22 protein-coding genes are annotated in these 24,703 nt (G+C 46.3%); 17 read left to right on the top strand and 5 right to left on the bottom strand.

The features are described from left to right. Position 1 precedes the first annotated feature (1 nt). From AC0KUT_RS11410 to AC0KUT_RS11400, 3 genes are all read left to right on the top strand, one after another. The gene (locus tag AC0KUT_RS11410; protein WP_488830009.1) at positions 2 to 550 is read left to right on the top strand and encodes a hypoxanthine-guanine phosphoribosyltransferase; all 549 of its coding nucleotides are present in this window, start codon (positions 2 to 4) and stop codon (positions 548 to 550) included. Positions 551 to 700: 150 nt separating this feature from the next. Then, entirely contained in the window at positions 701 to 1,456 is a 756-nt protein-coding gene (locus AC0KUT_RS11405) for an S-methyl-5'-thioinosine phosphorylase (RefSeq protein ID WP_488830008.1), read from the top strand. A gap of 152 nt (positions 1,457 to 1,608) precedes the next feature. Beyond that, entirely contained in the window at positions 1,609 to 1,821 is a 213-nt protein-coding gene (locus AC0KUT_RS11400; RefSeq protein ID WP_488830007.1) for a cold-shock protein, read from the top strand. 276 nt (positions 1,822 to 2,097) lie between these two features. Here AC0KUT_RS11400 and AC0KUT_RS11395 read toward each other — a convergent pair whose 3' ends face one another. Together AC0KUT_RS11395 and mfd are read right to left on the bottom strand one after the other, a co-directional pair. Then, the gene (locus tag AC0KUT_RS11395) at positions 2,098 to 3,009 is read right to left on the bottom strand and encodes a CsiV family protein (protein WP_488835722.1); all 912 of its coding nucleotides are present in this window, start codon (positions 3,007 to 3,009) and stop codon (positions 2,098 to 2,100) included. Between the two features lie 96 nt (positions 3,010 to 3,105). Beyond that, the gene (gene mfd / locus AC0KUT_RS11390; protein WP_488835720.1) at positions 3,106 to 6,573 is read right to left on the bottom strand and encodes a transcription-repair coupling factor; all 3,468 of its coding nucleotides are present in this window, start codon (positions 6,571 to 6,573) and stop codon (positions 3,106 to 3,108) included. A gap of 616 nt (positions 6,574 to 7,189) precedes the next feature. Here mfd and AC0KUT_RS11385 point away from each other — a divergent pair. From AC0KUT_RS11385 to sthA, 8 genes are all read left to right on the top strand, one after another. After that, on the top strand, positions 7,190 to 8,533 hold the full coding sequence (locus AC0KUT_RS11385) for a Na(+)-translocating NADH-quinone reductase subunit A (RefSeq protein ID WP_488830006.1): 1,344 nt from the start codon (positions 7,190 to 7,192) through the stop codon (positions 8,531 to 8,533). A gap of 3 nt (positions 8,534 to 8,536) precedes the next feature. Further along, the gene (locus tag AC0KUT_RS11380; protein WP_488835718.1) at positions 8,537 to 9,739 is read left to right on the top strand and encodes an NADH:ubiquinone reductase (Na(+)-transporting) subunit B; all 1,203 of its coding nucleotides are present in this window, start codon (positions 8,537 to 8,539) and stop codon (positions 9,737 to 9,739) included. Next, positions 9,732 to 10,508: a Na(+)-translocating NADH-quinone reductase subunit C gene (locus AC0KUT_RS11375; RefSeq protein ID WP_488830005.1), complete on the top strand. Its 777-nt coding sequence runs from the start codon at positions 9,732 to 9,734 to the stop codon at positions 10,506 to 10,508. The genes AC0KUT_RS11380 and AC0KUT_RS11375 overlap by 8 nt, the downstream gene beginning before the upstream one ends. Before the next feature lie 2 nt (positions 10,509 to 10,510). Beyond that, on the top strand, positions 10,511 to 11,179 hold the full coding sequence (locus AC0KUT_RS11370) for an NADH:ubiquinone reductase (Na(+)-transporting) subunit D (RefSeq protein ID WP_488830004.1): 669 nt from the start codon (positions 10,511 to 10,513) through the stop codon (positions 11,177 to 11,179). After that, positions 11,179 to 11,787, top strand: a complete 609-nt coding sequence (gene nqrE, locus AC0KUT_RS11365) for an NADH:ubiquinone reductase (Na(+)-transporting) subunit E (RefSeq protein ID WP_488830003.1) — start codon at positions 11,179 to 11,181, stop codon at positions 11,785 to 11,787. Before AC0KUT_RS11370 ends, nqrE begins: the two co-directional genes overlap by 1 nt. A gap of 21 nt (positions 11,788 to 11,808) precedes the next feature. Continuing rightward, complete coding sequence (gene nqrF, locus AC0KUT_RS11360) at positions 11,809 to 13,032, top strand: NADH:ubiquinone reductase (Na(+)-transporting) subunit F (RefSeq protein ID WP_488830002.1); 1,224 nt, start codon at positions 11,809 to 11,811, stop codon at positions 13,030 to 13,032. A 128-nt stretch (positions 13,033 to 13,160) separates the two neighbouring features. After that, the gene (gene nqrM / locus AC0KUT_RS11355; RefSeq protein ID WP_488830001.1) at positions 13,161 to 13,403 is read left to right on the top strand and encodes a (Na+)-NQR maturation NqrM; all 243 of its coding nucleotides are present in this window, start codon (positions 13,161 to 13,163) and stop codon (positions 13,401 to 13,403) included. A 63-nt stretch (positions 13,404 to 13,466) separates the two neighbouring features. Beyond that, positions 13,467 to 14,864: a Si-specific NAD(P)(+) transhydrogenase gene (gene sthA / locus AC0KUT_RS11350; protein WP_488830000.1), complete on the top strand. Its 1,398-nt coding sequence runs from the start codon at positions 13,467 to 13,469 to the stop codon at positions 14,862 to 14,864. 71 nt (positions 14,865 to 14,935) lie between these two features. On the opposite strand, the gene AC0KUT_RS11345 is transcribed toward sthA, so the two are convergent. Next, the gene (locus AC0KUT_RS11345; RefSeq protein ID WP_488829999.1) at positions 14,936 to 15,256 is read right to left on the bottom strand and encodes a hypothetical protein; all 321 of its coding nucleotides are present in this window, start codon (positions 15,254 to 15,256) and stop codon (positions 14,936 to 14,938) included. An 18-nt stretch (positions 15,257 to 15,274) separates the two neighbouring features. Beyond that, positions 15,275 to 15,847 carry a PilZ domain-containing protein gene (locus AC0KUT_RS11340; protein WP_488829998.1) on the bottom strand — a complete coding sequence of 191 codons (573 nt, stop codon included), beginning with the start codon at positions 15,845 to 15,847 and terminating at the stop codon, positions 15,275 to 15,277. A gap of 229 nt (positions 15,848 to 16,076) precedes the next feature. Here AC0KUT_RS11340 and AC0KUT_RS11335 point away from each other — a divergent pair, with 229 nt between their 5' ends. Genes AC0KUT_RS11335 through AC0KUT_RS11325 form a run of 3 tightly spaced genes read left to right on the top strand, consistent with a single transcriptional unit; the run spans position 16,077 to position 19,249 of the window. Further along, on the top strand, positions 16,077 to 17,315 hold the full coding sequence (locus AC0KUT_RS11335; protein ID WP_488829997.1) for a lipoprotein-releasing ABC transporter permease subunit: 1,239 nt from the start codon (positions 16,077 to 16,079) through the stop codon (positions 17,313 to 17,315). Then, the gene (gene lolD, locus AC0KUT_RS11330) at positions 17,308 to 18,027 is read left to right on the top strand and encodes a lipoprotein-releasing ABC transporter ATP-binding protein LolD (RefSeq protein ID WP_488829996.1); all 720 of its coding nucleotides are present in this window, start codon (positions 17,308 to 17,310) and stop codon (positions 18,025 to 18,027) included. The genes AC0KUT_RS11335 and lolD overlap by 8 nt, the downstream gene beginning before the upstream one ends. Then, positions 18,020 to 19,249, top strand: coding sequence for a lipoprotein-releasing ABC transporter permease subunit (locus AC0KUT_RS11325; protein ID WP_488829995.1), 1,230 nt, complete (start codon positions 18,020 to 18,022; stop codon positions 19,247 to 19,249). The genes lolD and AC0KUT_RS11325 overlap by 8 nt, the downstream gene beginning before the upstream one ends. 426 nt (positions 19,250 to 19,675) lie before the next feature. Here AC0KUT_RS11325 and AC0KUT_RS11320 read toward each other — a convergent pair whose 3' ends face one another. Beyond that, on the bottom strand, positions 19,676 to 20,020 hold the full coding sequence (locus AC0KUT_RS11320) for a YajD family HNH nuclease (RefSeq protein ID WP_488829994.1): 345 nt from the start codon (positions 20,018 to 20,020) through the stop codon (positions 19,676 to 19,678). Between the two features lie 204 nt (positions 20,021 to 20,224). Between AC0KUT_RS11320 and AC0KUT_RS11315 the strand changes: the two genes are divergently transcribed. Genes AC0KUT_RS11315 through AC0KUT_RS11305 form a run of 3 tightly spaced genes read left to right on the top strand, consistent with a single transcriptional unit; the run spans position 20,225 to position 24,657 of the window. Next, positions 20,225 to 22,474, top strand: a complete 2,250-nt coding sequence (locus tag AC0KUT_RS11315) for an OsmC domain/YcaO domain-containing protein (protein WP_488829993.1) — start codon at positions 20,225 to 20,227, stop codon at positions 22,472 to 22,474. A 36-nt stretch (positions 22,475 to 22,510) separates the two neighbouring features. Then, on the top strand, positions 22,511 to 23,533 hold the full coding sequence (locus AC0KUT_RS11310) for an NAD(P)/FAD-dependent oxidoreductase (protein ID WP_488829992.1): 1,023 nt from the start codon (positions 22,511 to 22,513) through the stop codon (positions 23,531 to 23,533). A gap of 26 nt (positions 23,534 to 23,559) precedes the next feature. After that, positions 23,560 to 24,657, top strand: a complete 1,098-nt coding sequence (locus AC0KUT_RS11305) for an ADP-ribosylglycohydrolase family protein (RefSeq protein ID WP_488829991.1) — start codon at positions 23,560 to 23,562, stop codon at positions 24,655 to 24,657. Positions 24,658 to 24,703 lie beyond the last annotated feature (46 nt).

Raw genomic sequence — 24,703 nt, 5'->3', positions numbered from 1 at the left:
AGTGAATGCGGATACTAAAAAATTGGAAGCAGTCTTTGCGCAGGCCGAATGTATATTCACTTTGGCAGAGGTTGAGGCGGCATTAGATGTGATCATCGCGCAAATTACGGCAGATTTTTCTGGAAAGAACCCCTTGGTATTAGGCGTTATGAATGGGGCTTTAGCCTGCATGGGGTATATGCTGCCACGCTTACCTTTTTTATTAGAAATGGATTATGTGCATGCAACGCGCTACCAGGGCAAGGAGGAGGGCAGTGATTTGGTATGGAAGCGTCGCCCCCATGTTTCTATGCAGGGCCGCCATGTGATTTTGATTGATGACATTTTGGATCGTGGGATTACCTTGGCCGCACTGCAGGACTATTGTCAGCATGCGGGTGCCGCAAGTGTAGTTATAGCCGTCTTGGGTGAAAAACAAATTGCCAATCATCAGGCGATGGTTGCTGCGGATTATGTTGCCTTGAAGATTCCCGACCGCTATGTGTTCGGTTATGGTATGGATTACCAGGAATACTGGCGGAACGCGCCGGGTATTTTTGCATGTAAATGAACCCTGATTTTCAATGTGTCGACATAAATGTTGGTGTGATCTTTAGCTGGCTCTTAAATGTTGCTTCGACATTTATTTCATCTTGCTTTCTTGTTCTTGTCTCAGCGATAGACGTGAAATCAGTAACAATAGAATTAAAGGAAATTTGAGATGTTAGCGATAATAGGTGGTTCAGGCTTTGCACAATTTCCTGAGTTAGATGTGCTGCAGCGACAATCAATAACCACGCCCTATGGCGATCCTTCATCTGAAATTTTACATGCGCGCCTTCAGGGGCGCGAATTGGTATTTTTACCGCGTCATGGCGATGGCCATCGTCTGCCGCCACATCTTATTAATTATCGCGCGAATATTTGGGCACTGAAGCACATAGGTGTTACGGATGTTATAGCACTCAATGCTGTGGGGGGCATCACTGCCGCCATGGCGCCACAACAGCTGGTAGTACCCGATCAAATTATTGATTACAGCTATGGCCGTGAACACAGCTTTAATTTACTGCTCGACGACTACGTCAATCACATAGATTTTACCCAACCTTATTCTGAAGTGTTGCGTCAACAGTTATTAAAGGCATTGAGTGCCGCGGGCTCAGCACATGTTGCTCAAGGCGTTTATGCTTGTACGCAGGGCCCCAGACTGGAAAGTGCTGCTGAAATTCGCCGTTTAGCGCAGGATGGCTGCGATATTGTGGGTATGACCGCAATGCCTGAAGCCGCCTTGGCGCGGGAGCTAGAGCTTAATTATGTGGCACTGTGTTTGGTGGTCAATTGGGGAGCCGGTGTGCAACCAGGGCAGATTTCTATGGCAGAAATTCTTGCTAACCTAGAGCAGGGCGTGGCACAGATAAAATCTTGTTTACTGCAAATGATTAAAACGCCAAATATTAATGATGCTCAAAAATAAATTCACCTCATTCTCTATGTTTTGTTAAGATCCCGAAAGCTGGTTTTTTCACGAAAACTGGCGTTTGGAGTGGCTGGTATAAGCCAGCAGATCAACGGATGAAGCAAACCCGGCAAATAACAATAAACAGCAAGTGCTCTAGAGGTGTTTCAATGGCAGATCGTGAGATAGGCACCGTTAAATGGTTTAACAATGTGCGTGGATATGGATTTATTACTCGTGGTGAGGGCGGGGACGATATTTTTGTACACTTCAGAAATATTCGTGCCGAGGGATATCGCTCGTTGAGTGAAGGGCAGAATGTAGAGTTTCAATTAGAGCAAGGTGATAAAGGCTTACAGGCTGAAGATGTAGTGCTTGTTTAAGTTTTATTGATTTACCCGTTGTAATTAATCGCTACTTTTTAAATTGAAACACCGGCTCATGCCGGTGTTTCAATTTAAAAGGCTGTTTTTAGCACTTATTCTGTGGACCAACGTAATTTTTTCTCCTTTCTTTGGTGCGTATTAATCACAAGGCTATTACTGTGTTGTTGCCAAAATTTTTAAGTCGCAACAAAAAAATCATTGTGCATTGGAAGATGCATCATTAGTATTTTTTTATTCCTTGCTCGAAACAGCTATGAATATCTTTTACAGACCCTAGTTTGAGTAAGGAATAATTTTAATGATAACGCCGAGCACTGGGTGATCAAGGTAGTGAACTTCATTGCTGCGCATATCGCGGGCTTGCTGTACGAGTGCGATTTGGCGAGTGACATAGGCTGGGTGTTCTTCTTCGTTGGCCACTTCTAAATTAAGTTGGGTGATGCCTAGCTCTCTATTCTCGTTGGCGAGCGCTTGCTCAAAATCTATTTGTGTATCTAAGCTGTTGTTCAAGCTAACTTCAGTGCTGACAGCTTTGCGATAATTGGGTCGCAGTGGTATAGCGGGCCATTCTGTACTTTGTTCCTGACCTACGTTGACATCAAATTGACTGAGCCACAGATTGGTTTGAATTTTTAAGTAGGTGGCAACGCTCAAGCGAATAGTGCCTTCCAACTGGTCGTGTTGCCCAAAGGATTTGCCTCCGTTAATGATAATGGAGCGCGCAGATTTATTGTTGGTAATGACTTGTCGCCAAGCTTGGTGAAAGAGCAATTGATAGCGCGAGTCCCGCTCAATTTTGCGAGCTTGCGCGTCTAAGCTGCGGTCGCTGCTCGGTAACCAATAGTAGGGCTCTTTGGTTAGATCAATACTGCTTGCTGCAGAAGGTTGTGACTCTGTGTTGGGTTCCGCTTGAGCATTGGGATCTTTCAGTTCCGACCAGCGGCCTGGATACTGGAGTTTTATGTTTCTGCTCATATGCTCTTGCGGGTCAGGATAGTTGCGCGCAAAGACAATAAGTTCTACTTGGTACCAGCCTTCGTGCCCGCCAGCGGCTAATACCTGCGTGCTTTGGCCTAATAATGTGAATAATAGAGTGCCGAATATTGTAAAGAAAGCAGTTTGCTTTGGTATGAAACGTCCTACTTGTCTGCATGTCTTTATCTTTAAAGCAGCCGCTATAAGCATTGATGTTGATTTAGAGGTTGGCATAGACGGATCTCGCGACTGTACATCAGTGAAAAGGGGAGAATGTAAAACTGTGTGAAAAATACTATGCATCGTTTAGTGACTCATCTTGGGTGTTAGATATTCCAACAGATCGCTAATGGTTTCCAGTCGTTTTTCAGTAGATTCCATTTCAAGGCTAAATTTTAGTTGATTGGCGCCTTCGAGTTTATAAATACGTGCTTGTGATTGAACCAGCGTGACAATTTGGAAAGGATCAACGCGTGTGTCGCTTGCGAACTCCACTTTACCGCCGCGACCATTCGCTTCGAGCTTGGTGATGCCGAGCGCTTGTGCGGTGAGTTTAATTTGAGTGACGCGGAACAGGTTTTTAATTTGTTCTGGTAGCAGCCCAAAGCGGTCAATCATTTCCACTTGTAGATCGCGTAAACTTTCTTCGCTGTCGGCATTCGCGAGGCGCTTGTACATCACCAAGCGCGTGTGTACATCCGGCAAATAATCCGCAGGAATTAACGCGGGTATGCGCAGGTTAATGTCGAGATTATCGCTAAATGCACTTTCAAAGTCAGCTTGCTTGCCTTGGCGAATTGCTTTTACAGCGCGGTCGAGCATGTCCATATAAAGCGAGAAGCCAATGGTTTCAATTTGTCCGCTTTGCTCCTCACCTAACAATTCACCCGCACCGCGAATTTCCATATCGTAGGTGGCGAGAGTGAAGCCTGCGCCTAAATCTTCAGCGCTGCTAATCGCTTCCAAACGTTTGACTGCATCATCCGTCATGGCGCGGCGCTCCGGTGTGAGTAAGTAAGCATAGGCTTGATGGTGCGAGCGACCTACACGGCCGCGCAATTGGTGCAATTGCGCCAAGCCAAATTTATCAGCGCGGTGAATAATAATGGTGTTGGCACTGGGGATATCGATACCGGTTTCAATAATCGTGGTACACACCATGATGTTAAAGCGTTTGTGGTAAAAATCGGACATAACACGTTCAAGATCGCGCTCCCGCATTTGACCGTGACCAATACCTACGCGTGCTTCTGGCACTAATTCTTGTAAGTCGCGCGCAATTTTCTCTATGTTGTCTACTTCGTTGTGTAGATAGTAAACCTGACCGCCACGCAAAATTTCGCGCAGTATGGCCTCTTTAATCGTTGGCTCATCGTGGGTACGCACAAAAGTTTTTACGGATAGGCGGCGGGCCGGTGGCGTGGCGATAATCGAGAGATCGCGAATGCCCGCCATGGACATATTAAGGGTGCGCGGAATGGGTGTGGCAGTGAGTGTGAGAATGTCAATTTCTGCACGCAGAGATTTTATTTGTTCTTTTTGGCGCACCCCAAAGCGATGCTCTTCATCGATAACCAATAACCCTAAATCTTTAAATTTTATATCGGGCGAGAGTAGTTTATGAGTACCGACAACTATATCGACCTTGCCATCAGCAAGGCGCTCAAGTACTTGGTTGACTTCTTTGGTGGTGCGAAAGCGCGAGAGTACCTCGACGCTGATAGGCCAGTCGGCAAAACGATCTTTTAGTGATTCGTAATGCTGTTGTGCGAGCAGCGTGGTAGGTGCAAGAATCGCGACTTGTTTGCCGCTGTAACTCGCAATAAAAGCAGCGCGCATAGCGACTTCCGTTTTGCCAAAACCCACATCGCCGCATACCAAGCGATCCATGGGTTGATTGGATAGCATGTCCTTAATGACGGATTCAATGGCGCGTTGCTGATCTGCTGTTTCTTCAAAAGGAAAGCTGGCCGCAAAACTTTCGTAGGCTTCTTTTGGGTCGGGAAAGGCATGGCCGCGCCGCGCCGCTCGCCGCGCATAAACTTCGAGTAACTCTGCAGCGGTGTCGCGAATTTGTTCTGCTGCTTTGCGTTTGGCTTTTTGCCAGACTTCGCTGCCAAGGCGATGCATGGGCGCGAGATCGCTGTCGGCACCGCCAAAGCGACTGATAAGGTGCAGGCTGGTAACTGGCACGTAGAGCTTGGCTTCGTCGGCATATTCCAATGTTAAAAATTCATTGGTTTGACCATCGACGGTAATAGTTTCTAAACCGCGATAGCGACCTACACCGTGATCTAAATGCACTACGGCGGCACCGACTTTTAATTCGGTGAGATTTTTGACAATTAAATCGGCATTGTCTTGAGTCTGCTTGCGACGGCGCTGTTGCTGTACGCGCTCGCCAAATAATTGCGCCTCTGAAATTATCGAAATATTGGGCTGGCTTTGCACGAGGCCTTGTTCAAGCGGTGCTACCGTGATGGCGATTTTTTCTTTGCCCTGTAAAAACTCATTCCAATTATCGAGGGTTTTAGGGCGTATTTGAATACGGCTTAATAGTTCTAAAAGTGTTTCGCGACGACCTGCGGAGTCGGCGCAAAATAATACGCGGCCGTTATAAGCCTTTAAGTAGGCTTCAATAGCGCTAAGTGGGTTTTCAGCTTGGGCATTAATGGGCAAGGCGGGCGGTATTTCGGTGGCGAAATTGTATTGGCCTTGTTTTTTTTCGAGAGTTGTTGCCCCTACAAAGGTGCGTGGATAATTTTTTAATTGGCCGAAAAACTCATCTATGGCGAGGTATATATCCTTGGGCGCAAGAATAGGACGCATAGGGTCAACGCGGCGACTTTCGTAGCGACGCAAAAGTTCGACCCAAAAATTCTCGGCAGATTTTTCAATGTCGCCCAGTGCATAAATTTGGGTGTTGCTGGGTAGGTAATCGAATAAATTGCTGCAGGCGTCAAAAAATAATGGCAAATAGTATTCGATACCCGGTGGGGAAATTCCAGCACTCACATCTTGGAAAATCGGGCATGCTTTAGGGTTGTTGTGAAAACGCTCCATCCATTGCTGTTTGAATAAGTTGATGCCGTTTTTATCGAGCGGAAACTCTTTGGCCGGCAGCAGTTGGATTTTTTCGACTTTATCGATAGTCATCTGCGTTTCTGGGTCGAAGGTGCGCAGAGTTTCGATTTCATCGTCGAATAGGTCAATGCGGTAAGGGCTGGCACTGCCCATGGGGAATATATCCATGAGCGCGCCACGCACCGCAAATTCACCGTGTTCGTAAACGGTATCGACACAGTGATAGCCTGCGCGCTCTAAATTTTGGCGCAAGTTATTGGTATCTATTTTTTCACCCACAGCCACCATGAGACTGTTGCCGAGTAAATAAGATTGCGGCATCAGTCGCTGTAGAAGCGTGGTAATAGGCACCACTAAAATGCCGTGTTTAACACTGGGGAGTCTATAGAGGGTGCTGAGTCGCTCAGAAATAATATCTTGATGCGGCGAAATGGAGTCGTAGGGGAGGGTTTCCCAGTCGGCTAAATGCAGAACCTGCAGCTGATCGTCGCCCTTCGCGAAAAACGATAATTCTGTTTCCATGCGAATAGCTGCGCTGGTGTTGGCGGTAATCACCAAACTCAGCCCATTATGGTTGCACGCGGCATTAAAAATACTGAGCGCTTGTGCGCTGCCATGGAGTTGCCCCCAATATTGACGATTTCCGGGGCGATCTGAAATTGGGGGGGCGCTGGGTAGGTAGAGAGTCATAATCGAGAAACGAAAGCCTGACGTAAATAGATGTGCGCGCATTGTACCTAGCTTGAGCGCGAGAGGCAGCGTTTAATCAATATTGCCTAAGGAGAGGATTGATATTTTTTTGCGTATTCCTAGCCAGAGTTGCAGTAAGGTTTTGATTCATGTGAGAGATAAATGCAAATGATAATCAATGTTATTTATTGGTGGCATAGAAAATTGCTTTTAGTATTGCGCCTCTTTAACGACAAAAATACGTGTTTTAACAGTAAATACGCCGTCAAATACTATATCTGCTATGGTTATTGGTCTAAGCGGCGATTATAATCGCGGCGTTTCACTATTGGCTGATTAAAACTTTCGATAAATCAATCTCTTGTAGACGTTTAATACGTAAACATTGAGGTTCTGCAGCGAAAGTCACTGGCCTTCGTTTTCAAACTTTGAAATCACTTGCTTTTAAGTTTGTTAACCCCTTTGTAAAGGTAGGCTTCACCCTAAATTGCCCCTTGGTTCCCGCCAGGAAGTAACTTTGAGGCAATAGTTGGATTTGATTGCTAAGACCCTTTACATTCCACATGGTTCGGTAGTTGCCGAGCTAACATCCACACGAATGATTAGGCAGAGACGTATGATAAAGATTCGTCGAGGATTGGATTTACCTATTGCAGGTAATCCGGTTCAATCTATAGAGGATGGCCCTCAAGTTCGCCAAGTAGCCTTAGTTGGGTTTGATTATCACGGTATGAAACCAACCATGGCTGTACAGGTTGGCGATAAGGTCAAACTAGGGCAAGAAGTTTTTTCCGATAAGAAAACCCCCGGCGTTATCTACACCGCGCCTGCTGCTGGTACCGTAGTTGCGATTAATCGCGGCGATCAACGCGTATTTCAATCCCTCGTGATTGATGTAGAAGGCGATGATGCGGTTGAGTTTGCTAAATACTCTGCCGCTGAACTGGCCGGTTTAGCACGCGAACAAGTACAGCAAAACTTGGTGCAATCAGGTTTGTGGACTGCGTTGCGCACCCGCCCCTTTAGTAAGGCTCCCGCTGTTGGTTCTGTGCCAAGTTCAATCTTCGTACAGGCTATAGACACCAATCCCTTGGCGGCTGATCCTGCGGTTATTGTCGCTACCAATAAAGAAGCTTTTGCCAATGGTCTAACCCTGTTGGCGCGCTTAACCGAAGGCAAGGTGTTTGTTTGTCAGGCACCAAGTGTTGATTTACCTAAAGGCCAAGGCGCGAATATCGCGATAGAAACCTTCACCGGTATCCACCCTGCAGGCAACCCAGGCACCCATATTCACCATTTAGATCCAGTCAGTGCACGTAAAACCGTGTGGACTATTGGCTACCAAGATGTAATTGCCATGGGTGAGCTGTTCACTACAGGGAAACTCTCCATGAGCCGTGTTGTAGCTTTAGCTGGCCCACAGGTTGAGCGTCCACGTTTGGTGCGCACACGTGTTGGTGCAAACCTTGAAGAACTTACTCAAGGCCAAACCAAAGCGGGCGAGAATCGCCTGATTTCCGGTTCAGTATTTGGTGGTCGCAGCGGTCATGGCAATATCAATTTCTTGGGACGTTTCCACACCCAAGTGAGTGTTTTGCTGGAGGGTCGCGAGCGCGAGCTGTTCCATTATCTGCGTGCAGGTACCAAGAAGTTCTCGGTAATGGGTATTTTTATATCTAAGTTGCTAGGCGCTAAAAATCTTAATTTCACTACGTCTACCAACGGCAGTGAGCGCGCCATGGTGCCAGTGGGTGCCTATGAACGTGTTATGCCGCTGGATATTTTGCCAACGCAATTACTGCGCTCTTTAATTGTTGGCGATACTGAATCAGCCCAACAGTTGGGTTGCCTAGAGTTGGACGAAGAAGACTTGGCACTGTGCACATTTGTGTGCCCGGGTAAGTATGAATACGGTCCATTGCTGCGCAATAACCTAAGTCGAATTGAGCAGGAGGGCTAATTGATGAGTTTAAGAAGCTTACTAGACAACATTGAACCGCACTTCCATAAGGGCGGTAAATATGAAAAGTGGTATGCGCTTTATGAAGCGGCCGACACCATTTTTTACAAACCTGCTGATGTCACCAAATCTACATCACATGTGCGCGATGGTATAGATTTGAAGCGCATTATGATCACCGTGTGGCTCTGTGCTTTTCCTGCCATGTTTTTTGGGATGTACAACGTAGGCCTGCAAGCCAATACTATTTTGGCAGCGACAGGTGCTAGCGGTATTGATAACTGGCACGGCATTTTGGCCAGCTGGTTTGCTGGTCACGATCCAGCGAGCATCTGGGATAACCTAGTTCTTGGCGCTGCTTACTTCCTGCCCATCTACGCTACTGTGTTTATTGTGGGTGGTATTTGGGAAGTGTTGTTTGCCATGGTGCGCGGTCATGAAGTTAACGAGGGGTTCTTTGTTACTTCTATTCTGTTTGCGCTGATCTGCCCACCTGATTTACCTCTGTGGCAAGCTGCGCTCGGTATTAGCTTTGGTGTAGTAGTAGGTAAGGAGGTTTTCGGCGGTACCGGTAAAAACTTCCTTAACCCAGCCTTGGTTGGTCGTGCCTTTTTGTTCTTTGCTTATCCTTCTGAAATGTCAGGCGATGGAGTTTGGACGGCAGTAGATGGTTACACTGGTGCTACCGCTTTGTCTGTTGCTGCTCAGCAGGGTATGGATGCAGTGGTAAGTCAGTTGTCGTGGATGGACGCTTTCCTCGGATTTGAGCAGGGCTCTATAGGTGAAACCTCTACCTTAGCGATCATGATTGGTGGTATTGCACTGCTGGTTATGGGTATAGCCTCTACGCGCATCGTACTTGGTGTACTTCTGGGTACTGTTGCCACTGTGCTTATTTATAACTGGTTAGGTGCAGACAGCAAGAACCCAATGTTTGCTATGCCTTTCTGGTGGCATTTTGTGGTGGGCGGGTTTGCGTTCGGTTTGTTCTTTATGGCGACGGACCCTGTATCTGCCTCAATGACTAACGCTGGTAAGTGGTGGTTTGGTGCGTTGATAGGTTTCATGGTGATCACTATTCGTGTGGTTAATCCCGCCTATCCAGAGGGCATGATGCTGGCAATTTTGTTTGCCAATATGTTTGCGCCTACCATCGACTACTTCGTCGTTCAATCCAACATTAAGCGGAGACTGGCGCGTGGCTAATCAACAAACAGCAAAGTACACCATCATGGTCACCTTGATCATGTGTATTGTGGCCTCAATTTTGGTGGCGGGCTCGGCAGTATTGCTGCGCCCCTATCAGGCCGCTAACAAAGCGCTGGATTTTAAGCGCAACGTATTGTCAATTGCCGGTATTTTAAAGGCAGGCGAGTCGGTTGATGAACAGTTCAAAACAATCACCGTTAAAGTGATTGATTTGGACACTGGTCGTTTCACTGATGCCGTAACGGATACTGACAAATTTGATCAGAATGCTTCGTCTAAAAATCCTGACATGTCCGACAAGATTCCTGCCGAGGATGATATAGCTAAAATTATTCGTCGCGAAAAGTACGCCAAAGTGTTTTTGGTGAACGATGAGCAAGGCTTGTCAAAAGTCATACTGCCGGTGCGCGGCTATGGCCTCTGGTCAACTATGTCTGGCTTTGTTGCTTTGGACAAAGACTTAAATACCGTGGTGGGTTTTGGTTTTTATGATCAAAAAGAAACCCCTGGATTGGGCGGTGAAGTTGATAATCCAAAATGGCGTCAGCTCTGGGTAGGCAAAAAAATCTATTCGGATGCGGGGCAGCTAGAGATAAGTGTCATCAAAGGTCATGTTGATGAGACTACGCCAAATGCTGAGTACAAAGTAGATGCGCTCTCAGGTGCTACCTTGACCAGTAATGGTGTAAACAACTTAATGAAGTTTTGGATGGGCGACAATGGCTACAAGTCGTTCCTCACTAACCTGAAAAACGGAGAAGCTTAATCATGAGCATTAAAACGAAAGATCTCCTTACTAAGCCCATTCTGGAAAATAACCCAGTTATTTTACAAATCTTAGGTATCTGCTCTGCCTTGGCAGTAACCTCAAGTGTGAAAGTAAGCTTGGTAATGGCAATTGGCCTTACTTTGGTGTCTGCTTTTTCTAACTTATTCGTATCGATGATCCGCAATTTCTTGCCAAGTAGTGTGCGTATTATTGCGCAGATGATCGTAATTTCTTCTTTGGTAATTGTGGTTGACCAAGTGCTTAAAGCGGTTGCTTATGACATCAGTAAGCAACTTTCGGTATTCGTTGGTTTGATTATTACCAACTGTATCGTAATGGGGCGTACTGAAGCCTTTGCTTTGAAGAATCCACCGATTCCGAGCTTTTTGGACGGCGTGGGTCATGGTCTTGGTTATTCAGTGTTATTGATTGTAATTGCTACTATTCGCGAGTTGTTTGGTGCCGGTAAGTGGTTTGGCGTTGAGGTATTACCGCTGGTAACTGACGGCGGTTGGTATGTACCTAACGGCCTGCTGCTTCTGCCACCAAGCGCCTTCTTTATTATTGGTTTTATCATCTGGGCGTTGCGCAGCTGGAAAACCAATCAAGTCGAGAAAGAAGAATTTAAAATCGCGCCTAACTCAACTAAAACAGCGGAGATCGCGTAATGGAACATTTTTTAAGTTTGTTTGTTCGCGCCGTTTTTATTGAGAACATGGCGTTAGCCTTCTTCTTGGGTATGTGTTCTTTCTTGGCAATGTCTAAGAAAATCAACGCAGCTATAGGCTTGGGTATCGCGGTAATTGTGGTTCAGGCCGTAACTGTGCCAGCTAATAATCTGATTTTGACTTATTTGTTAAAAGAAGATGCCTTAGCTTGGGCGGGTGTCACCGGTGTGGACCTTACCTTTTTGAGCTTCATTTCATTCATCGGTGTAATTGCCGCTATTGTGCAGATCATGGAAATTGTCATGGACAAATACATGCCTGCACTTTACAACGCGTTGGGCGTATTTCTGCCCTTGATCACCGTAAACTGCGTCATCATGGGCGGTTCACTGTTTATGGTAGAACGCGATTATAACTTCGGTGAGAGTGTAGTTTATGGTGTCGGTTCAGGTGCCGGTTGGGCTATTGCCATTGTGGTGCTCGCTGGTATCCGTGAAAAAATGAAATACTCAGATGTACCTGAAGGTCTTCGCGGCTTGGGTATTACCTTTATCACTGTGGGATTGATGTCATTGGGCTTTATGTCCTTTGGCGGCATTTCTCTCTAAGTTCTTGAGGAATAACGGCGAATGAATACCGAAATTATTTTAGGCGTAGTCATGTTTACCTTCATAGTGCTTGCACTAGTGGTGGTGATTCTTGCTGCGCAAGCCAAGCTGGTAAACAGCGGTGATGTGTCAATTCTCATCAATGATGAAAAAACCATAACCGTACCTGCGGGCGGTAAACTGCTGCAAACGCTTGCGGCAAACAATGTGTTTTTGGCTTCGGCCTGTGGTGGTGGCGGTAGTTGTGCCCAGTGTAAATGCGTTGTTAATGACGGCGGCGGTTCTATTCTGCCGACGGAAGAAGCGCACTTTAATCGCCGCGAGCAAAAAGAAGGCTGGCGCTTAAGCTGCCAGGTTCCGGTAAAACAAAACATGAATATTCATGTTCCGGAAGAAGTGTTTGGTGTTAAACAGTGGGAATGTACCGTTGAATCTAATCCCAATGTAGCTACCTTTATTAAAGAGTTGACTTTACGTTTACCAGAAGGTGAAAGTGTAGATTTCCGTGCGGGCGGTTATGTGCAGTTAGAATGCCCGCCGCATCATGTGAAATTTTCCAATTTTGATATTGAAGAGAAATTTCGTGGTGACTGGGAGCGTTTTGGATTCTTCAACTTAGAGTCAAAAGTGACTGAGCCAGTTATTCGCGCTTACTCTATGGCTAACTATCCTGATGAAAAAGGTATTGTGAAGTTCAATATTCGTATTGCAACCCCACCGCCTAAATCTCAAGATATTCCCTGTGGTCAAATGTCTTCTTTTGTATTTAATTTGAAGCCAGGCGATAAAATTACCGTGTACGGTCCCTTTGGTGAATTCTTCGCTAAAAAGACCAATGCGGAAATGGTGTTTATTGGTGGTGGTGCAGGTATGGCACCTATGCGCTCGCATATTTTTGATCAGTTACGTCGTCTTAAAACAGACCGTAAAATGTCTTTCTGGTATGGCGCTCGCTCATTGCGCGAGTTGTTCTACAAAGAAGAATACGATCAATTGCAATCAGAAAATGAAAACTTTAAATGGCATATCGCTTTGTCTGACCCTCAACCGGAAGACAATTGGAGTGGCATGACAGGTTTTATTCATAATGTGCTTTATGAAAATTACCTGAAAGATCACCCCGCGCCTGAAGACTGTGAGTTTTACATGTGCGGCCCACCAATGATGAATGCGGCCGTGGTTAAACTCTTAAAGAGTTTAGGTGTGGAAGACGATAATATTCTGCTCGATGACTTCGGTGGTTAATATTTAAGGAAACGAGGCAGGTTAACCCCGCCTCGTTTTTCTTTTTGTAGTGTGCGACTTTTAAATTTTAGTTTTTAAATGTGTGGGAGTAGGCGGCTTTTTGCCTGCGCACATATGGAGGATTATGTATGGGTACTCTAATCGTAACTTTAATTGCAATGGTGTTTGTAGCACTGGCGCTATCATTAAGTGTGCTGGTTGGGCGCAAGCCAATTACAGGTTCTTGTGGCGGTGTTGGTAAAGCATTGGGTGAGCCGGATTATGTGTGCGCACTTTGTGGTGGTGATGAAGCTAAGTGCGAAGCTGAAAAGCTTAAGGATGTCGAGGTTAAGTCAGTAGATGCTATGACCTATGATGCCACCAAGAAGTAATCATTACTCCGGAATAATTATTGCTTAGCTCTTACCAATATTAGAATGTAGAAGGGGAAAAAATTGGCTGATCACAATTATGATCTTTTGGTAATTGGCTCTGGCCCCTCAGGGGAGAGCGCTGCAATCGCCGCCTCCAAGGCGGGAAAGAGGGTGGCTGTGGTAGAAAATAGGGCATTAGTGGGTGGTAGTTGTGCGCATAAGGGCACAATTCCTTCTAAGTCGTTGCGTCATGTGGTTAAGCAAATTATTCAATTTAAAGCCAACAGCTTATTTCGTGAAATTGGCGATAGTCGACGGTTAACCTTTCCTCGGGTGTTGGCTTCAGCCGCCAAAGTGATCCCTAAACAGGTTGAGTTGCATACCAATTTCTACGTGCGCAATCGTGTCAATGTACACATAGGCCAAGCCTCTTTTGTTGATGCGAACACTGTTAGTCTTTCGCTCTTGGATGGAGGTCGCGAAACAATACATGCTGAAAATATTGTTATAGCCACAGGTTCACGTCCTTATCGTCCAGTTGATGTTGATTTTACACATCCACGTATCTATGACAGCGACTCCATTTTGGAAATGCAGCACACCCCACGCCATATCATTATTTACGGCGCGGGTGTTATCGGTTGTGAATATGCATCGATTTTTTCGGGTTTAGGTATGCGTGTTGATCTCATCAATAATCGCGAGCGACTGCTCTCTTTCTTGGATGATGAGATTTCAGATGCGCTAAGTTATCACCTGCGCGATAGCGGTGTAACTGTGCGCCATGGAGAAGAGTTTGAGTCCATTGAAGCTTGTGATGCCAACGTTACCATCTTTTTAAAGTCAGGTAAGCGCCTAAAGGCTGATGCCATTCTCTGGTGTAATGGACGCAGTGGGAATACTGAAAATTTGAATTTGGCGGCGGCGGGTTTAGAGGCAGATCATCGTGGTAACCTTAAGGTTGATGAGTGTTATAAAACGGCAGTAGATAACATATATGCTGTGGGTGATGTCATTGGTTGGCCCAGTCTTGCTAGCGCCTCCTATGGTCAAGGGCGTGCGGTAACTACGGGAATATTGGGGCAAGAATGCCGCGTGGTTTCTGATGTGCCTACAGGTATCTATACTCTGCCTGAAATTAGCTCAATTGGTAAAACCGAGAGTGAGTTAACCCACGCTAAAGTTCCTTATGAAGTTGGGCGCGGTTTGTTTAAATATACGGCGCGTGGTCAAATCAGCGGTGATGAAGTGGGTATGTTGAAGTTGTTATTTCACATAGATACTCATGAGATTCTCGGTGTGCATTGCTTTGGCGCTGAAGCTGCAGAGATTGTTCACATTGGCCAGGCGATTATGAATCAAAAGGGAGGCGGTAATAATATTCACTATTTTTTGAATAATATTTTCAATTACCCGACTATGGCTGAAGCTTATAGGATTGCTGCACTTGATGGTGTAAATAGAATTAGTCGGCGCTAAAATCTGAGCGGAGCTTCAAAAATGAAAAAGGCACTCTCGGAGTGCCTTTTTCATTTTTTGATAGCTACAAGTTACTCTTCGAGAATGACAGTGTTGGTGTTGGGGTGAAATTTTCTTACGCTATGAATGACGTGGTCGTATTCGAAATAGACAATAAACTCTCCATATTTCCAGCTTGAAATAGGTGGTTTTCCTCGCGCTTCCGTTTTCTCAATAGGCTCGCCAAATAGGTTTACTACGTGCGCTTTGGTCATGCCTGTTGCTGGCATATCCATCTGGGGCGCATCGGCGGCCTGTTCGCCAATAGGAATACGGATTTCTTCAGCCATGGTGCCAGTAACAATGAGCATACTGAAGCAAAGCGCCAGCGTCATGGGGAATTTGTGTAACATGGTGCGCCCTCGTCTTAACTACTGTAGATATTGCTTGTTTTTACGCCGTTCGGCCATTTGCGCGCGCATGATTTGTTGGCCGATTAATTGTTGATGCGCATCATTTATGCGATGAAATTTTGCCGCAATTTGAAACTCCCCGCTGGTACTGGGTTCACAGCGAATAATTTTGGCAAACTGCACTAAGCCGGCATTGCTCGGTAAGAAAATTAAACGCATCACAATAAAGCTATTTTCTGCGACCTCTTTGGAGCTGCCAAAGGCGATGCCGCCTTCGCTGAGATTAACCTGCTTAATAGTTTTAGATGGTGCTATGGGTTTGCTTTCCGCCATAACATGCTGAGCAATTAAGTCGATTTTGCGATTAAGGTTAAAGAGGTATTCGCTCAGAGCGCGATTGTTCTCTTTGATTTGATGGAATAGCTGGGTGTTTTCGCTGTCGAGTTTGCGTAATTCAGCGTGAAATTTTAGCGACATACTGTTGGGGAATTGCAGCTCTGGGGCCGCAGTGTTGGCGGTAACCTCATCGACTGACTTGAATTCTAGGGCGATACTTTCGTCGATGCGAAAATAACTGCGGCGCTCACTCATAGTAGAACTCTTTATTGAAATTGAAACAATCTAACCATAGCACAAGCCCTGCTTTTTTCTCAGTTCTTTGGGTAATACAGGTGGTTAGTTATGCCTGCAGCAAGCAGTGCTGAGCAGGGCAGCTCACTTATCTGCGCGATTAAGCATTTAATTAAATAGATCAGTCTATTTTCCACCCTTAAATGACGGTTTCGCTTGAGCATTGCAGGGCGATTGGGTTTAATGCCCCATGCTAAAAAATATCCCCCTTTATATCGGCCTACGCTATACCCGCGCCAAGCGCCGCAATCAGTTTATTTCATTTATCAGTGTCTTTTCATTGGTGGGCATGGGTTTGGGCGTTATGGCGCTCATTGTCGTCATGTCGGTGATGAATGGATTTGATCGAGAGATGAAAGAGCGCATTCTCAGCGTCATTCCTCATGGTTATATCGACCAAGTGCCCTATGTAAAAGACTGGCATGCCTTATCAGCTATCGTCGATCAAGCCCCTGGGGTAGTTGCATCGGCGCCCTATATCGGTAGCCATGTAATGGTGAGTTATGACGGTGGGGTAGAGGGTATTGAGCTGCAAGGGGTCCTGCCTGAAGCGGAAGCCAATGTCTCTATTGTTGATCAGCGTATGATTGTGGGCAGTATGGCGCAATTGCAGCCGGGTGAGTTTGGCATAGTCATGGGGCGCCTGCTCGCGAGCCGCTTGGCACTGATGCCAGGCGATAAAATTCGCGTCACCTCGCCGGATATTTCTATTACTCCCTTAGGCGCTTTCACGCGTTCACGTAATTTTGTCTTGGTGGGTGTATTTGAGGTGGGTGCGCAAGTGGATAGCAGCCTTGCATTGATTCATCTACAGGATGCGCAGAAATTTTTACGTAACCCAGGCGTACAGGGTTTGCATGTGAAAACTCAAGATATGTTCAGTGCAGCTCAAGTAATGAAAGGCTTAGCCTTGCAACTGGGCGACACTTATCGGGTGCGCGACTGGAGTCAAACTCAAGGCAGCTTGTTTCAAGCCGTCAAAATGGAAAAAATTGTCGTCGGCGCACTGCTTATGATTATTATCGCAGTAGCTGCATTTAACATAGTGTCCAGCCTCGTGCTCATGGTGGCCGATAAGCGCTCAGACATTGCCGTGCTGCGTACCTTGGGTATGAGCGCGCGTGACATTATGGCGGTGTTTGTGGTTCAGGGCAGTGCGGTTGGCTTTTTTGGGACTTTTGTCGGTGCTGCGCTCGGCTGTATTGTCGCGTTCACGCTCACGCCCATTATGGACGGCTTGGAGCGCTTATTCGGCTTGCAGGTATTTGATCCTAATGTCTATTTCATCAGTCAGTTACCCTCAGTATTGCTCTGGCAAGATGTGGTATTTATTTGTGTGGTAGCCTTGATGCTAAGTTTTATTGCAACCCTTTATCCGGCCTATAGAGCCTCTAAAATTGAGCCTGCTGAGGCACTGCGTTATGAATAGTTCCGCTCCTGTTTTAATTTGCCAGCATGTAAGTAAAGCCTATCGCCAAGGCAACCTTGCAGTTGATGTGTTGCGCAATGTTAATTTTCAGATTAATACACGCGAACGAGTTGCCATAGTCGGCGCATCCGGCTCGGGTAAATCCACGCTGTTGAATATTCTCGGCGGCTTAGATGTACCCGACACAGGAGAGGTGAGTGTGGCGGGGGAGCGATTGTCCAGTTTGAGCGCCGATGAGCGCGGTCGTCTGCGCAATCGTAGCCTCGGTTTTGTTTATCAGTTTCATCATCTCTTGCCAGAATTTACCGCGCTAGAAAATGTCGCCATGCCGCTGTTGATTGGGCGTCACTCGGTGCGCGAAGCCAAGGCGCGTGCGAATGCCTTGCTGGCGCGTGTAGGTTTGGCGCAGCGGGTTGAGCATAAGCCTTCTGAATTGTCAGGTGGCGAGCGCCAGCGCGTTGCAATTGCGCGTGCGTTGGTGACTAATCCCGCATGTGTATTAATGGATGAACCCACCGGTAATTTGGATACTCATGCAGCAGACTCAATTCAGGAATTAATGCTGGAGTTGAATCAGTCCATAGGTACCAGCTTTGTGGTCGTTACCCACGACCTAGGTTTAGCTGCACGCATGGATCGCATCCTACGTTTGGTCGACGGCCAATTGCTAGTTGATGAACCCTTAATAAAATCGGGTGCTATTGGTGTTTAGTAAATATGTATTTTTAGTGGGCGCGCGCTACGGGCTGTCCAGTCGTCATAGTCAGTTAGTCTCATTTATCTCACGCTTGTCCACTGCGGGCTTGGTCATAGGGGTGGCGCTGCTAATTGTGGTGATGTCGATCATGAACGGTTTCGACAAAGAATTGCGCGAAAATATTCTCGGCATAATGCCTCAAGGCAGTATTTATAATCGCACCGCCATAGATAATCCCGATGAAATTATGGCGCTAATTAAACAGCATCCGCGAGTGCTTGCCGCATCACCCTTTGTACAAATTCAGGGGCTGCTCAGTCATAAAAAACAAGTAGCGCCTACAGGTTTGTTTGGTATAGATACCGAATTAGAATCTACCACCTCCACACTTGAAAGCTACTTGCCGCCCAACACATTTACACATTTAGCTGCGAGCACTAATGGCATCATCATTGGGCGCGGCATAGCTGAAAAACTGCAAGCAGATGTCGGCGAAAGCCTGCGTCTAATTATTCCCTCCGAAAATAATGGCTCACCCAAAATTAAAGTGGTCGAGGTTTTAGCCATTTTAGACAGTCACACCGAAATTGATAATGGCTTGAGCTTAATGGGCTTAACGCAAGCATCAGCCTTGTCCAACAACCCAGGCCAAATTTCAGGTATTCGTATTAAAGTGGATGATCTATTTGCCGCACCGCAAGTCGTGCGCGAAGTGTCTGATTTATTACCCGTAGGTTTTTATGGTTCAAGCTGGATGCGCACCCACGGCAATATTTATCAAGCGATTCAAATGTCTAAAAGCATGGTAGGTATGTTGTTGTTTTTGATTATCGCTATTGCCGCATTTAACCTGGTGTCCACACTTATCATGGTTGTAGTCGACAAGCAGGGCGACATCGCCATACTGCGTACCATGGGTGCCAGCAGTTATGAAATCATGGCGATATTTATGGTGCAGGGTGGCTTAATTGGCTTAACCGGCGCTTTCCTCGGTTTAATTTTGGGTGTAGTGCTATCACAAGTTGTAACGCCCTTAGTGCAAGCAATAGAAAAGTTATTTGGAATACAATTCCTTCACTCCGATGTCTATCCCATTTCCTATTTGCCCTCAGATTTACATTGGGCCGATGTGGCCCGCGTTGTCATCACTGCCCTAGTGATTAGTTTTTTCGCCACACTTTACCCCGCCTGGCGCGCCAGCCGCATACAGCCAGCAGATGCGTTGCGGTATGAATAAGTTGGAATTACAACCATCATATTAAGGTTGTTAATGCTTCCATAGTAATGTCGTTTTGGATCAAGGTGTCTGCCCCTTGGTCGTTTATTGACTCATCGCGATGGTTGTTTGACCTTAGGCGAAACCACGGCAAAGCGAGTCATTCGCCATCGCGGTTTGTTTGGCCCTCTAATTCCGCCGGAACTACTTAATCGAATAAGGTGCTGCACAAATAAATTCTGGGCGTTGAGTGGCTCTAAATTCAAAGCGCAAATAAAAGCTGCCGATAATCGATGAATAGAATCTGGTGGTCGGGCGGTAATGGAAAATCGAAGAAAAGAGCCCGCCCCTTGATCGCCCCAAGCTACGTGCGAATTTCTATTCGCAACTGTAACTGCAGAAACTTTTTTTGCCTCGACGACCCTCTAACCGTGTTATTTTCTGAAGCTACTTTTTCCCCATTAGATCCTTTAGGTTTGCAAAAGGGTTTGAGGTGGCGGGGGCGAGTGTTTTTTCTTTGGTGGCGCCATAGAGTGTGAATTCGTTGAATTTGGCGTGTTCATTGTCGTGGCAGTAGAGGCACAGCAACTCCCAGTTGCTGCCGTCAGATGGGTTGTTGTCGTGATTGTGATCGCGGTGGTGAACGGTGAGTTCGCGAATATTTTTAGAGGTAAATTCGCGTGCGCAGCGGCCACAAATCCAAGGGTACATCTTCAGTGATTTTTCACGATATCCTTGTTCGCGCTGGCCATAGTTCAGGCTTGGGCCATTTTTATTTTGTTCAGTTGTCATAATGATTACCTTGGGGTTGCTCTCGTCACTAACAATATTTCAGCTTAGGCTATTTCGTTTAGGCTACGAAAAAATAATGCACTTGCTGCGTTAATACGCCGATCTTTGCTCAGTCCCACAAATATACAGACTATTCCCGCGAAAAGACCGATAATTGTCGCCATTCTGAATCATCCTTCAATGAGCTCTCGCTAAAGACCTGCAGTGAATCAGGTTTTAAGCGTATCTGCTTATCACACCCACATTGGACTCAATTTAATGGAAATCAAGGTTAACTTTCTCGACAAGCTCAGGCTTGAGGCCAAGTTTGATGACTTTACAGTCATTACCGATCAGCCCATTCGCTATAAAGGCGATGGTTCGGCACCTAGCCCTTTTGATTACTTCTTGGCATCTTCGGCGCTCTGCGCGGCTTATTTTGTGCGGGTCTATTGTTTGGCGCGGGATATTCCCACGGAAAATATTCGCCTATCACAGAATAATATTGTTGACCCTGAGAACCGCTACAACCAAATATTTCAAATTCAGGTGGAGCTGCCGGAAGATATTTCCGAGAAGGACCGCCAAGGTATTTTGCGCTCCATTGACCGCTGCACGGTGAAAAAGGTGGTGCAAACTGGCCCTGAATTCGTCATAGAAACAGTGGATAACCTCGACCAAGACAAGCAGGCCATGTTGATGGCGCCTGCAGAGGGTGCAAGCAGCACCTTTATTTTGGGCAAAGATTTACCGCTTGAGCAAACTATCGCCAATATGACCAGCCTTTTGGCTGAGCTTGGGGTGAAGATTGAAATCGCCTCTTGGCGCAATATTGTACCCAACGTATGGTCGCTGCATGCGCGCGATGCGGCTTCGCCTATGTGCTTTACCAATGGTAAGGGTTCCACCAAAGAGAGTGCGCTCTGCTCGGCGCTGGGTGAATTTATTGAACGCCTTAACTGCAACTTTTTCTACAACGATCAGTTTTTTGGTGAAGACATTGCCAATAGCGACTTTGTCCATTATCCCAATGAAAAATGGTTTAAGCCCGGCCCTAGGGGTGAGCTGCCCGCGGGTATTTTGGATGATTATTGCTTAGCCATTTATAACCCCGAAAATGAGCTGCTGGGCACGCATTTGATTGATACCAATTCTGGCAAGGTTGAGCGCGGTATTTGCTCCTTCCCCTACGTACGTCAGTCCGACGGCGAAACAGTTTATTTTCCGTCTAATTTAATTGAAAATCTATTTTTAAGTAATGGCATGAGTGCGGGCAATAATTTGCTCGAGGCACAGGTGCAATGCCTGTCAGAAATTTTTGAGCGCGCGGTTAAAAAGCAAATTATCGAGCAAGAACTCGTGTTGCCAGATGTGCCTATGCAGGTATTGGAAAAGTACCCGGCTATCCTCGCGGGTATTCATGCCTTGGAAGAGCAGGGCTTTCCTATAGTGGTTAAAGATGCATCCTTGGGCGGGAAATTCCCCGTGATGTGCGTGACCTTAATGAACCCCAAAACTGGCGGTGTGTTTGCATCATTCGGTGGCCACCCGAGTTTTGAAGTTGCGCTAGAGCGCAGCTTAACCGAGTTATTACAAGGTCGCAGTTTTGAAGGTTTGAACGATGTGCCACGACCAACGTTTAATAGCATGGAAGTGACTGAGCCGGAAAACTTTGTAGAGCATTTTATTGATTCTACTGGTGTAATTTCTTGGCGCTTCTTTAGCGCGAAGCATGACTATGAATTCTGCGAGTGGGATTTCTCCGGTACTAATACTGAGGAGAGCGCAAGTTTGTTGGACATTTTGGCGGATATGGGTAAAGAGGTTTATATCGCCGATTTTTTTGACTTGGGCGCTAGCGCCTGCCGTATTTTGGTGCCGGATTATTCAGAGGTTTACCCTGTTGAAGATTTAATGTGGGACAACACCAATAAAGCGCTCGATTACCGCGCGGATATTTTGAATATCCATGAACTCAGTAAGCGCGGGCTGATTAAATTGCTGCGGCGCTTAGAGGATAGTCAATTAGATAACTATACCGATATAAGAACGCTCATAGGGATAGAGTTTGACGATAATACTGTGTGGGGTCAGCTAACGATTCTGGAAGTAAAAATTCTTGGGTATTTGGCTATAGGTGAGCGCGGAGAAGCTATTGAATTAGTCGCCGAGTTTTTACAGTACAACAACAACACCCTTGCGCGCGGTTTATTCTATCAGGCGGTACACGCCGTACTTGAAATCACCTTGGATGACGACTTGGCGCTAGAGGATTTCATTGGCAATCTCAATCGAATGTTTGGCAAAGAGACCATGGAAAATGTCGTCGGTACAGTAAACGGTGACATAAAATTTTACGGTCTCACTAAAACCAGCATGAAACTGGAAGGTTTAGATAAGCACCAGCGCCTCATCGACAGTTACAAAAAACTGCATCAAGCGCGTGCGAAATATGCAGCGAGTAGGGCAAGTTAGTAGTGAGTAAGGCCGGTTAATATAAAAAGGAAAAATGTGAAAACTGAATTTGATGTTCTCATTATTGGTGCGGGAATGGCGGGGCTTTCGGCCGCGTGCTATTTGGATGCGGCGGGTAAAAAGGTTGGCGTGCTCGAGAAGTCACACAATGTAGGTGGGCGAATGTCCACACGCGTGAAAGATTCATTGCAATGGGATCATGGCGCGCAGTATTTTACCGCGCAGTCGCCAGCTTTTAAGGCTCAGTTGGCAGAGTGGATTTCTGCGAAGGTTGCCGCCCCATGGGATTCTGCTGTCGGAGCTTGGGACGGCGAAGCGCTCCGTGATACGAAACCTACTGAGCGATGGGTGGGCGTACCTTTTATGCGGTCGCCGCTGCAATTCATGGCTAGAAATCTATCTATACAATTGAATACGCAGGTTACGTCTGTAGCCCCAACGAAATTAGGCTGGCAGGTGAAAACGGAATTGCGTGACTGGTGCGCTAAACAATTGATTGTCGCTATACCTGCGCAACAGGCTCAGCAACTATTACCACAGAATCATTGCGCCCGTGAGCTTGTGGAAAATGTAATGATGGAGCCTTGTTGGGCCGTTATGTTGTCAGCTGAGTCTAGGTTTGAACTTCCATTCGCGAGTGTATTTGTGAATGTGGGGCCGCTTGGTTGGGTCGCGCAAGATAATACCAAGCCATCGCGTAATTTGCATAATGCTTCAATTCAAACCTGGGTGCTACATGCAACACCAACATGGTCACAGGAAAATTTAGAAAAAAATGCTGATGAAGTCGCATCCATACTCGCTGCAGAGTTTAGCCGTTTGTTAGCGCTGTGGGTTTCTCAATCGACGCCGCCTGTGTGGACACTAATATCGGCGCATCGCTGGCGATACGCACGGGGTAGTGTAGGTGAACCGAACTCTACGGTGTTGGCTACACAAACTTATAGCGGGCAGCGAGACAGTAGTTTGGTCTTAGCGGGAGATTGGTTGATGGGTGGGCGAGTGGAAGGTGCGTATTTATCGGGTATTGCAGCCGCTAAAAAAATGATGGAGTTTTAAAGGCAGTAAAAAATAGGGGTAAAATTATGGATTCACACAAGCAAGATGTTATGGCGCGAGCTTCTGCAGCATTAAAGCTTATTTATGTAGCCGACGCCTTATCAATGCCGGTGCATTGGTACTATAACCCTCTAGATATCATAAGGGCTTTTCCTGGCGGCATTAAAAAGTTTGAAGCGGCACCACAGATGCATCCATCGTCGATTATGTCTCTTCATTCCACTCATGCGGGTGGACGAGGGTCGCAAAATGTTACGGCCGAGCCCGAAGTTGTTGGCGGTATAATTTTAAAAGGAAAGCGACAGTTTTGGGGTGTTGCCAATCAACACTACCATCAAGGCTTGGCGGCGGGTGAGAATACATTGAATGCTCACTGTGCCAGGCTTGTTATGCGAACCTTAAGTGCCAATAGCGGTCGTTATGACTCGGCGCTTTTTTTAGAAAACTATATTGCATTTATGACCGCAGAGGCACCGCTTCATCCAGATACCTATGCAGAATCATATCATCGCGGTTTTTTTGCAAATTTAGCCAAAGGTCTACCATCGCACAAATGCGGGGCGCATACCCACGATACTGCATCCATTGGTGGTTTGGTTACAATTGCACCTATTGCAATTTCTGAGCTGTTAATTGATAGATCCCTTGCGCGAGTGCAGGCTTTGTGTGTTGAGCATTTGTATCTCACGCACCCCGATAAGAAGTTAGCAGAAATCTGCAATTACTTTGTCCTTCTAATCGATGCTCTTTTGTTTCGTGAGGATGAAGACGTGCGAGAAATTATCGCACTTGCCGCACAAAAATCTGCGAGCTTAGATATTAAAAAGCTCATGCAGCGAAAATTAGAAGATAACGAAGTGGTGGGTGGCGTTTTTTCTAAGGCATGTTATATCGATGATTCATGGCCAAGCATTCTTTTTTTGCTTTACAAATATTTAGATGACCCTGAAAAGGCACTGTTGATTAATACCAATTTAGGTGGGGAAAATTGCCATCGGGGTTCGGTGTTGGGTGTTTTACTGGGCTTGGCCACTGCCCAAGGTGTGGATGTTCTCTTTTCACAGCTAGTTAATGTTGAACAAATTCATGAGGAAATCACTTCGCTTGTAATGGTTTGTGACTAGGTGTTTTTTCTTAAGCACTTATCCTTTTTTCACTCAAAGCACGGCT

Source organism: Cellvibrio sp. 25HG11W-0, assembly GCF_057815475.1.
Note: the sequence above shows the minus strand (reverse complement) of the source record. Positions and strands in the feature narration are given on the sequence as shown.

Coding starts and splice junctions, on each gene's coding strand:
- AC0KUT_RS11405 (WP_488830008.1), top strand. CDS start 701: ATGTTAGCGATAATAGGTGGTTCAGGCTTTGCACAATTTCCTGAGTTA.
- AC0KUT_RS11400 (WP_488830007.1), top strand. CDS start 1,609: ATGGCAGATCGTGAGATAGGCACCGTTAAATGGTTTAACAATGTGCGT.
- AC0KUT_RS11395 (WP_488835722.1), bottom strand. CDS start 3,009: ATGCTTATAGCGGCTGCTTTAAAGATAAAGACATGCAGACAAGTAGGA.
- mfd (WP_488835720.1), bottom strand. CDS start 6,573: ATGACTCTCTACCTACCCAGCGCCCCCCCAATTTCAGATCGCCCCGGA.
- AC0KUT_RS11385 (WP_488830006.1), top strand. CDS start 7,190: ATGATAAAGATTCGTCGAGGATTGGATTTACCTATTGCAGGTAATCCG.
- AC0KUT_RS11380 (WP_488835718.1), top strand. CDS start 8,537: ATGAGTTTAAGAAGCTTACTAGACAACATTGAACCGCACTTCCATAAG.
- AC0KUT_RS11370 (WP_488830004.1), top strand. CDS start 10,511: ATGAGCATTAAAACGAAAGATCTCCTTACTAAGCCCATTCTGGAAAAT.
- nqrE (WP_488830003.1), top strand. CDS start 11,179: ATGGAACATTTTTTAAGTTTGTTTGTTCGCGCCGTTTTTATTGAGAAC.
- nqrF (WP_488830002.1), top strand. CDS start 11,809: ATGAATACCGAAATTATTTTAGGCGTAGTCATGTTTACCTTCATAGTG.
- nqrM (WP_488830001.1), top strand. CDS start 13,161: ATGGGTACTCTAATCGTAACTTTAATTGCAATGGTGTTTGTAGCACTG.
- AC0KUT_RS11345 (WP_488829999.1), bottom strand. CDS start 15,256: ATGTTACACAAATTCCCCATGACGCTGGCGCTTTGCTTCAGTATGCTC.
- AC0KUT_RS11340 (WP_488829998.1), bottom strand. CDS start 15,847: ATGAGTGAGCGCCGCAGTTATTTTCGCATCGACGAAAGTATCGCCCTA.
- AC0KUT_RS11335 (WP_488829997.1), top strand. CDS start 16,077: ATGCTAAAAAATATCCCCCTTTATATCGGCCTACGCTATACCCGCGCC.
- lolD (WP_488829996.1), top strand. CDS start 17,308: ATGAATAGTTCCGCTCCTGTTTTAATTTGCCAGCATGTAAGTAAAGCC.
- AC0KUT_RS11320 (WP_488829994.1), bottom strand. CDS start 20,020: ATGACAACTGAACAAAATAAAAATGGCCCAAGCCTGAACTATGGCCAG.
- AC0KUT_RS11305 (WP_488829991.1), top strand. CDS start 23,560: ATGGATTCACACAAGCAAGATGTTATGGCGCGAGCTTCTGCAGCATTA.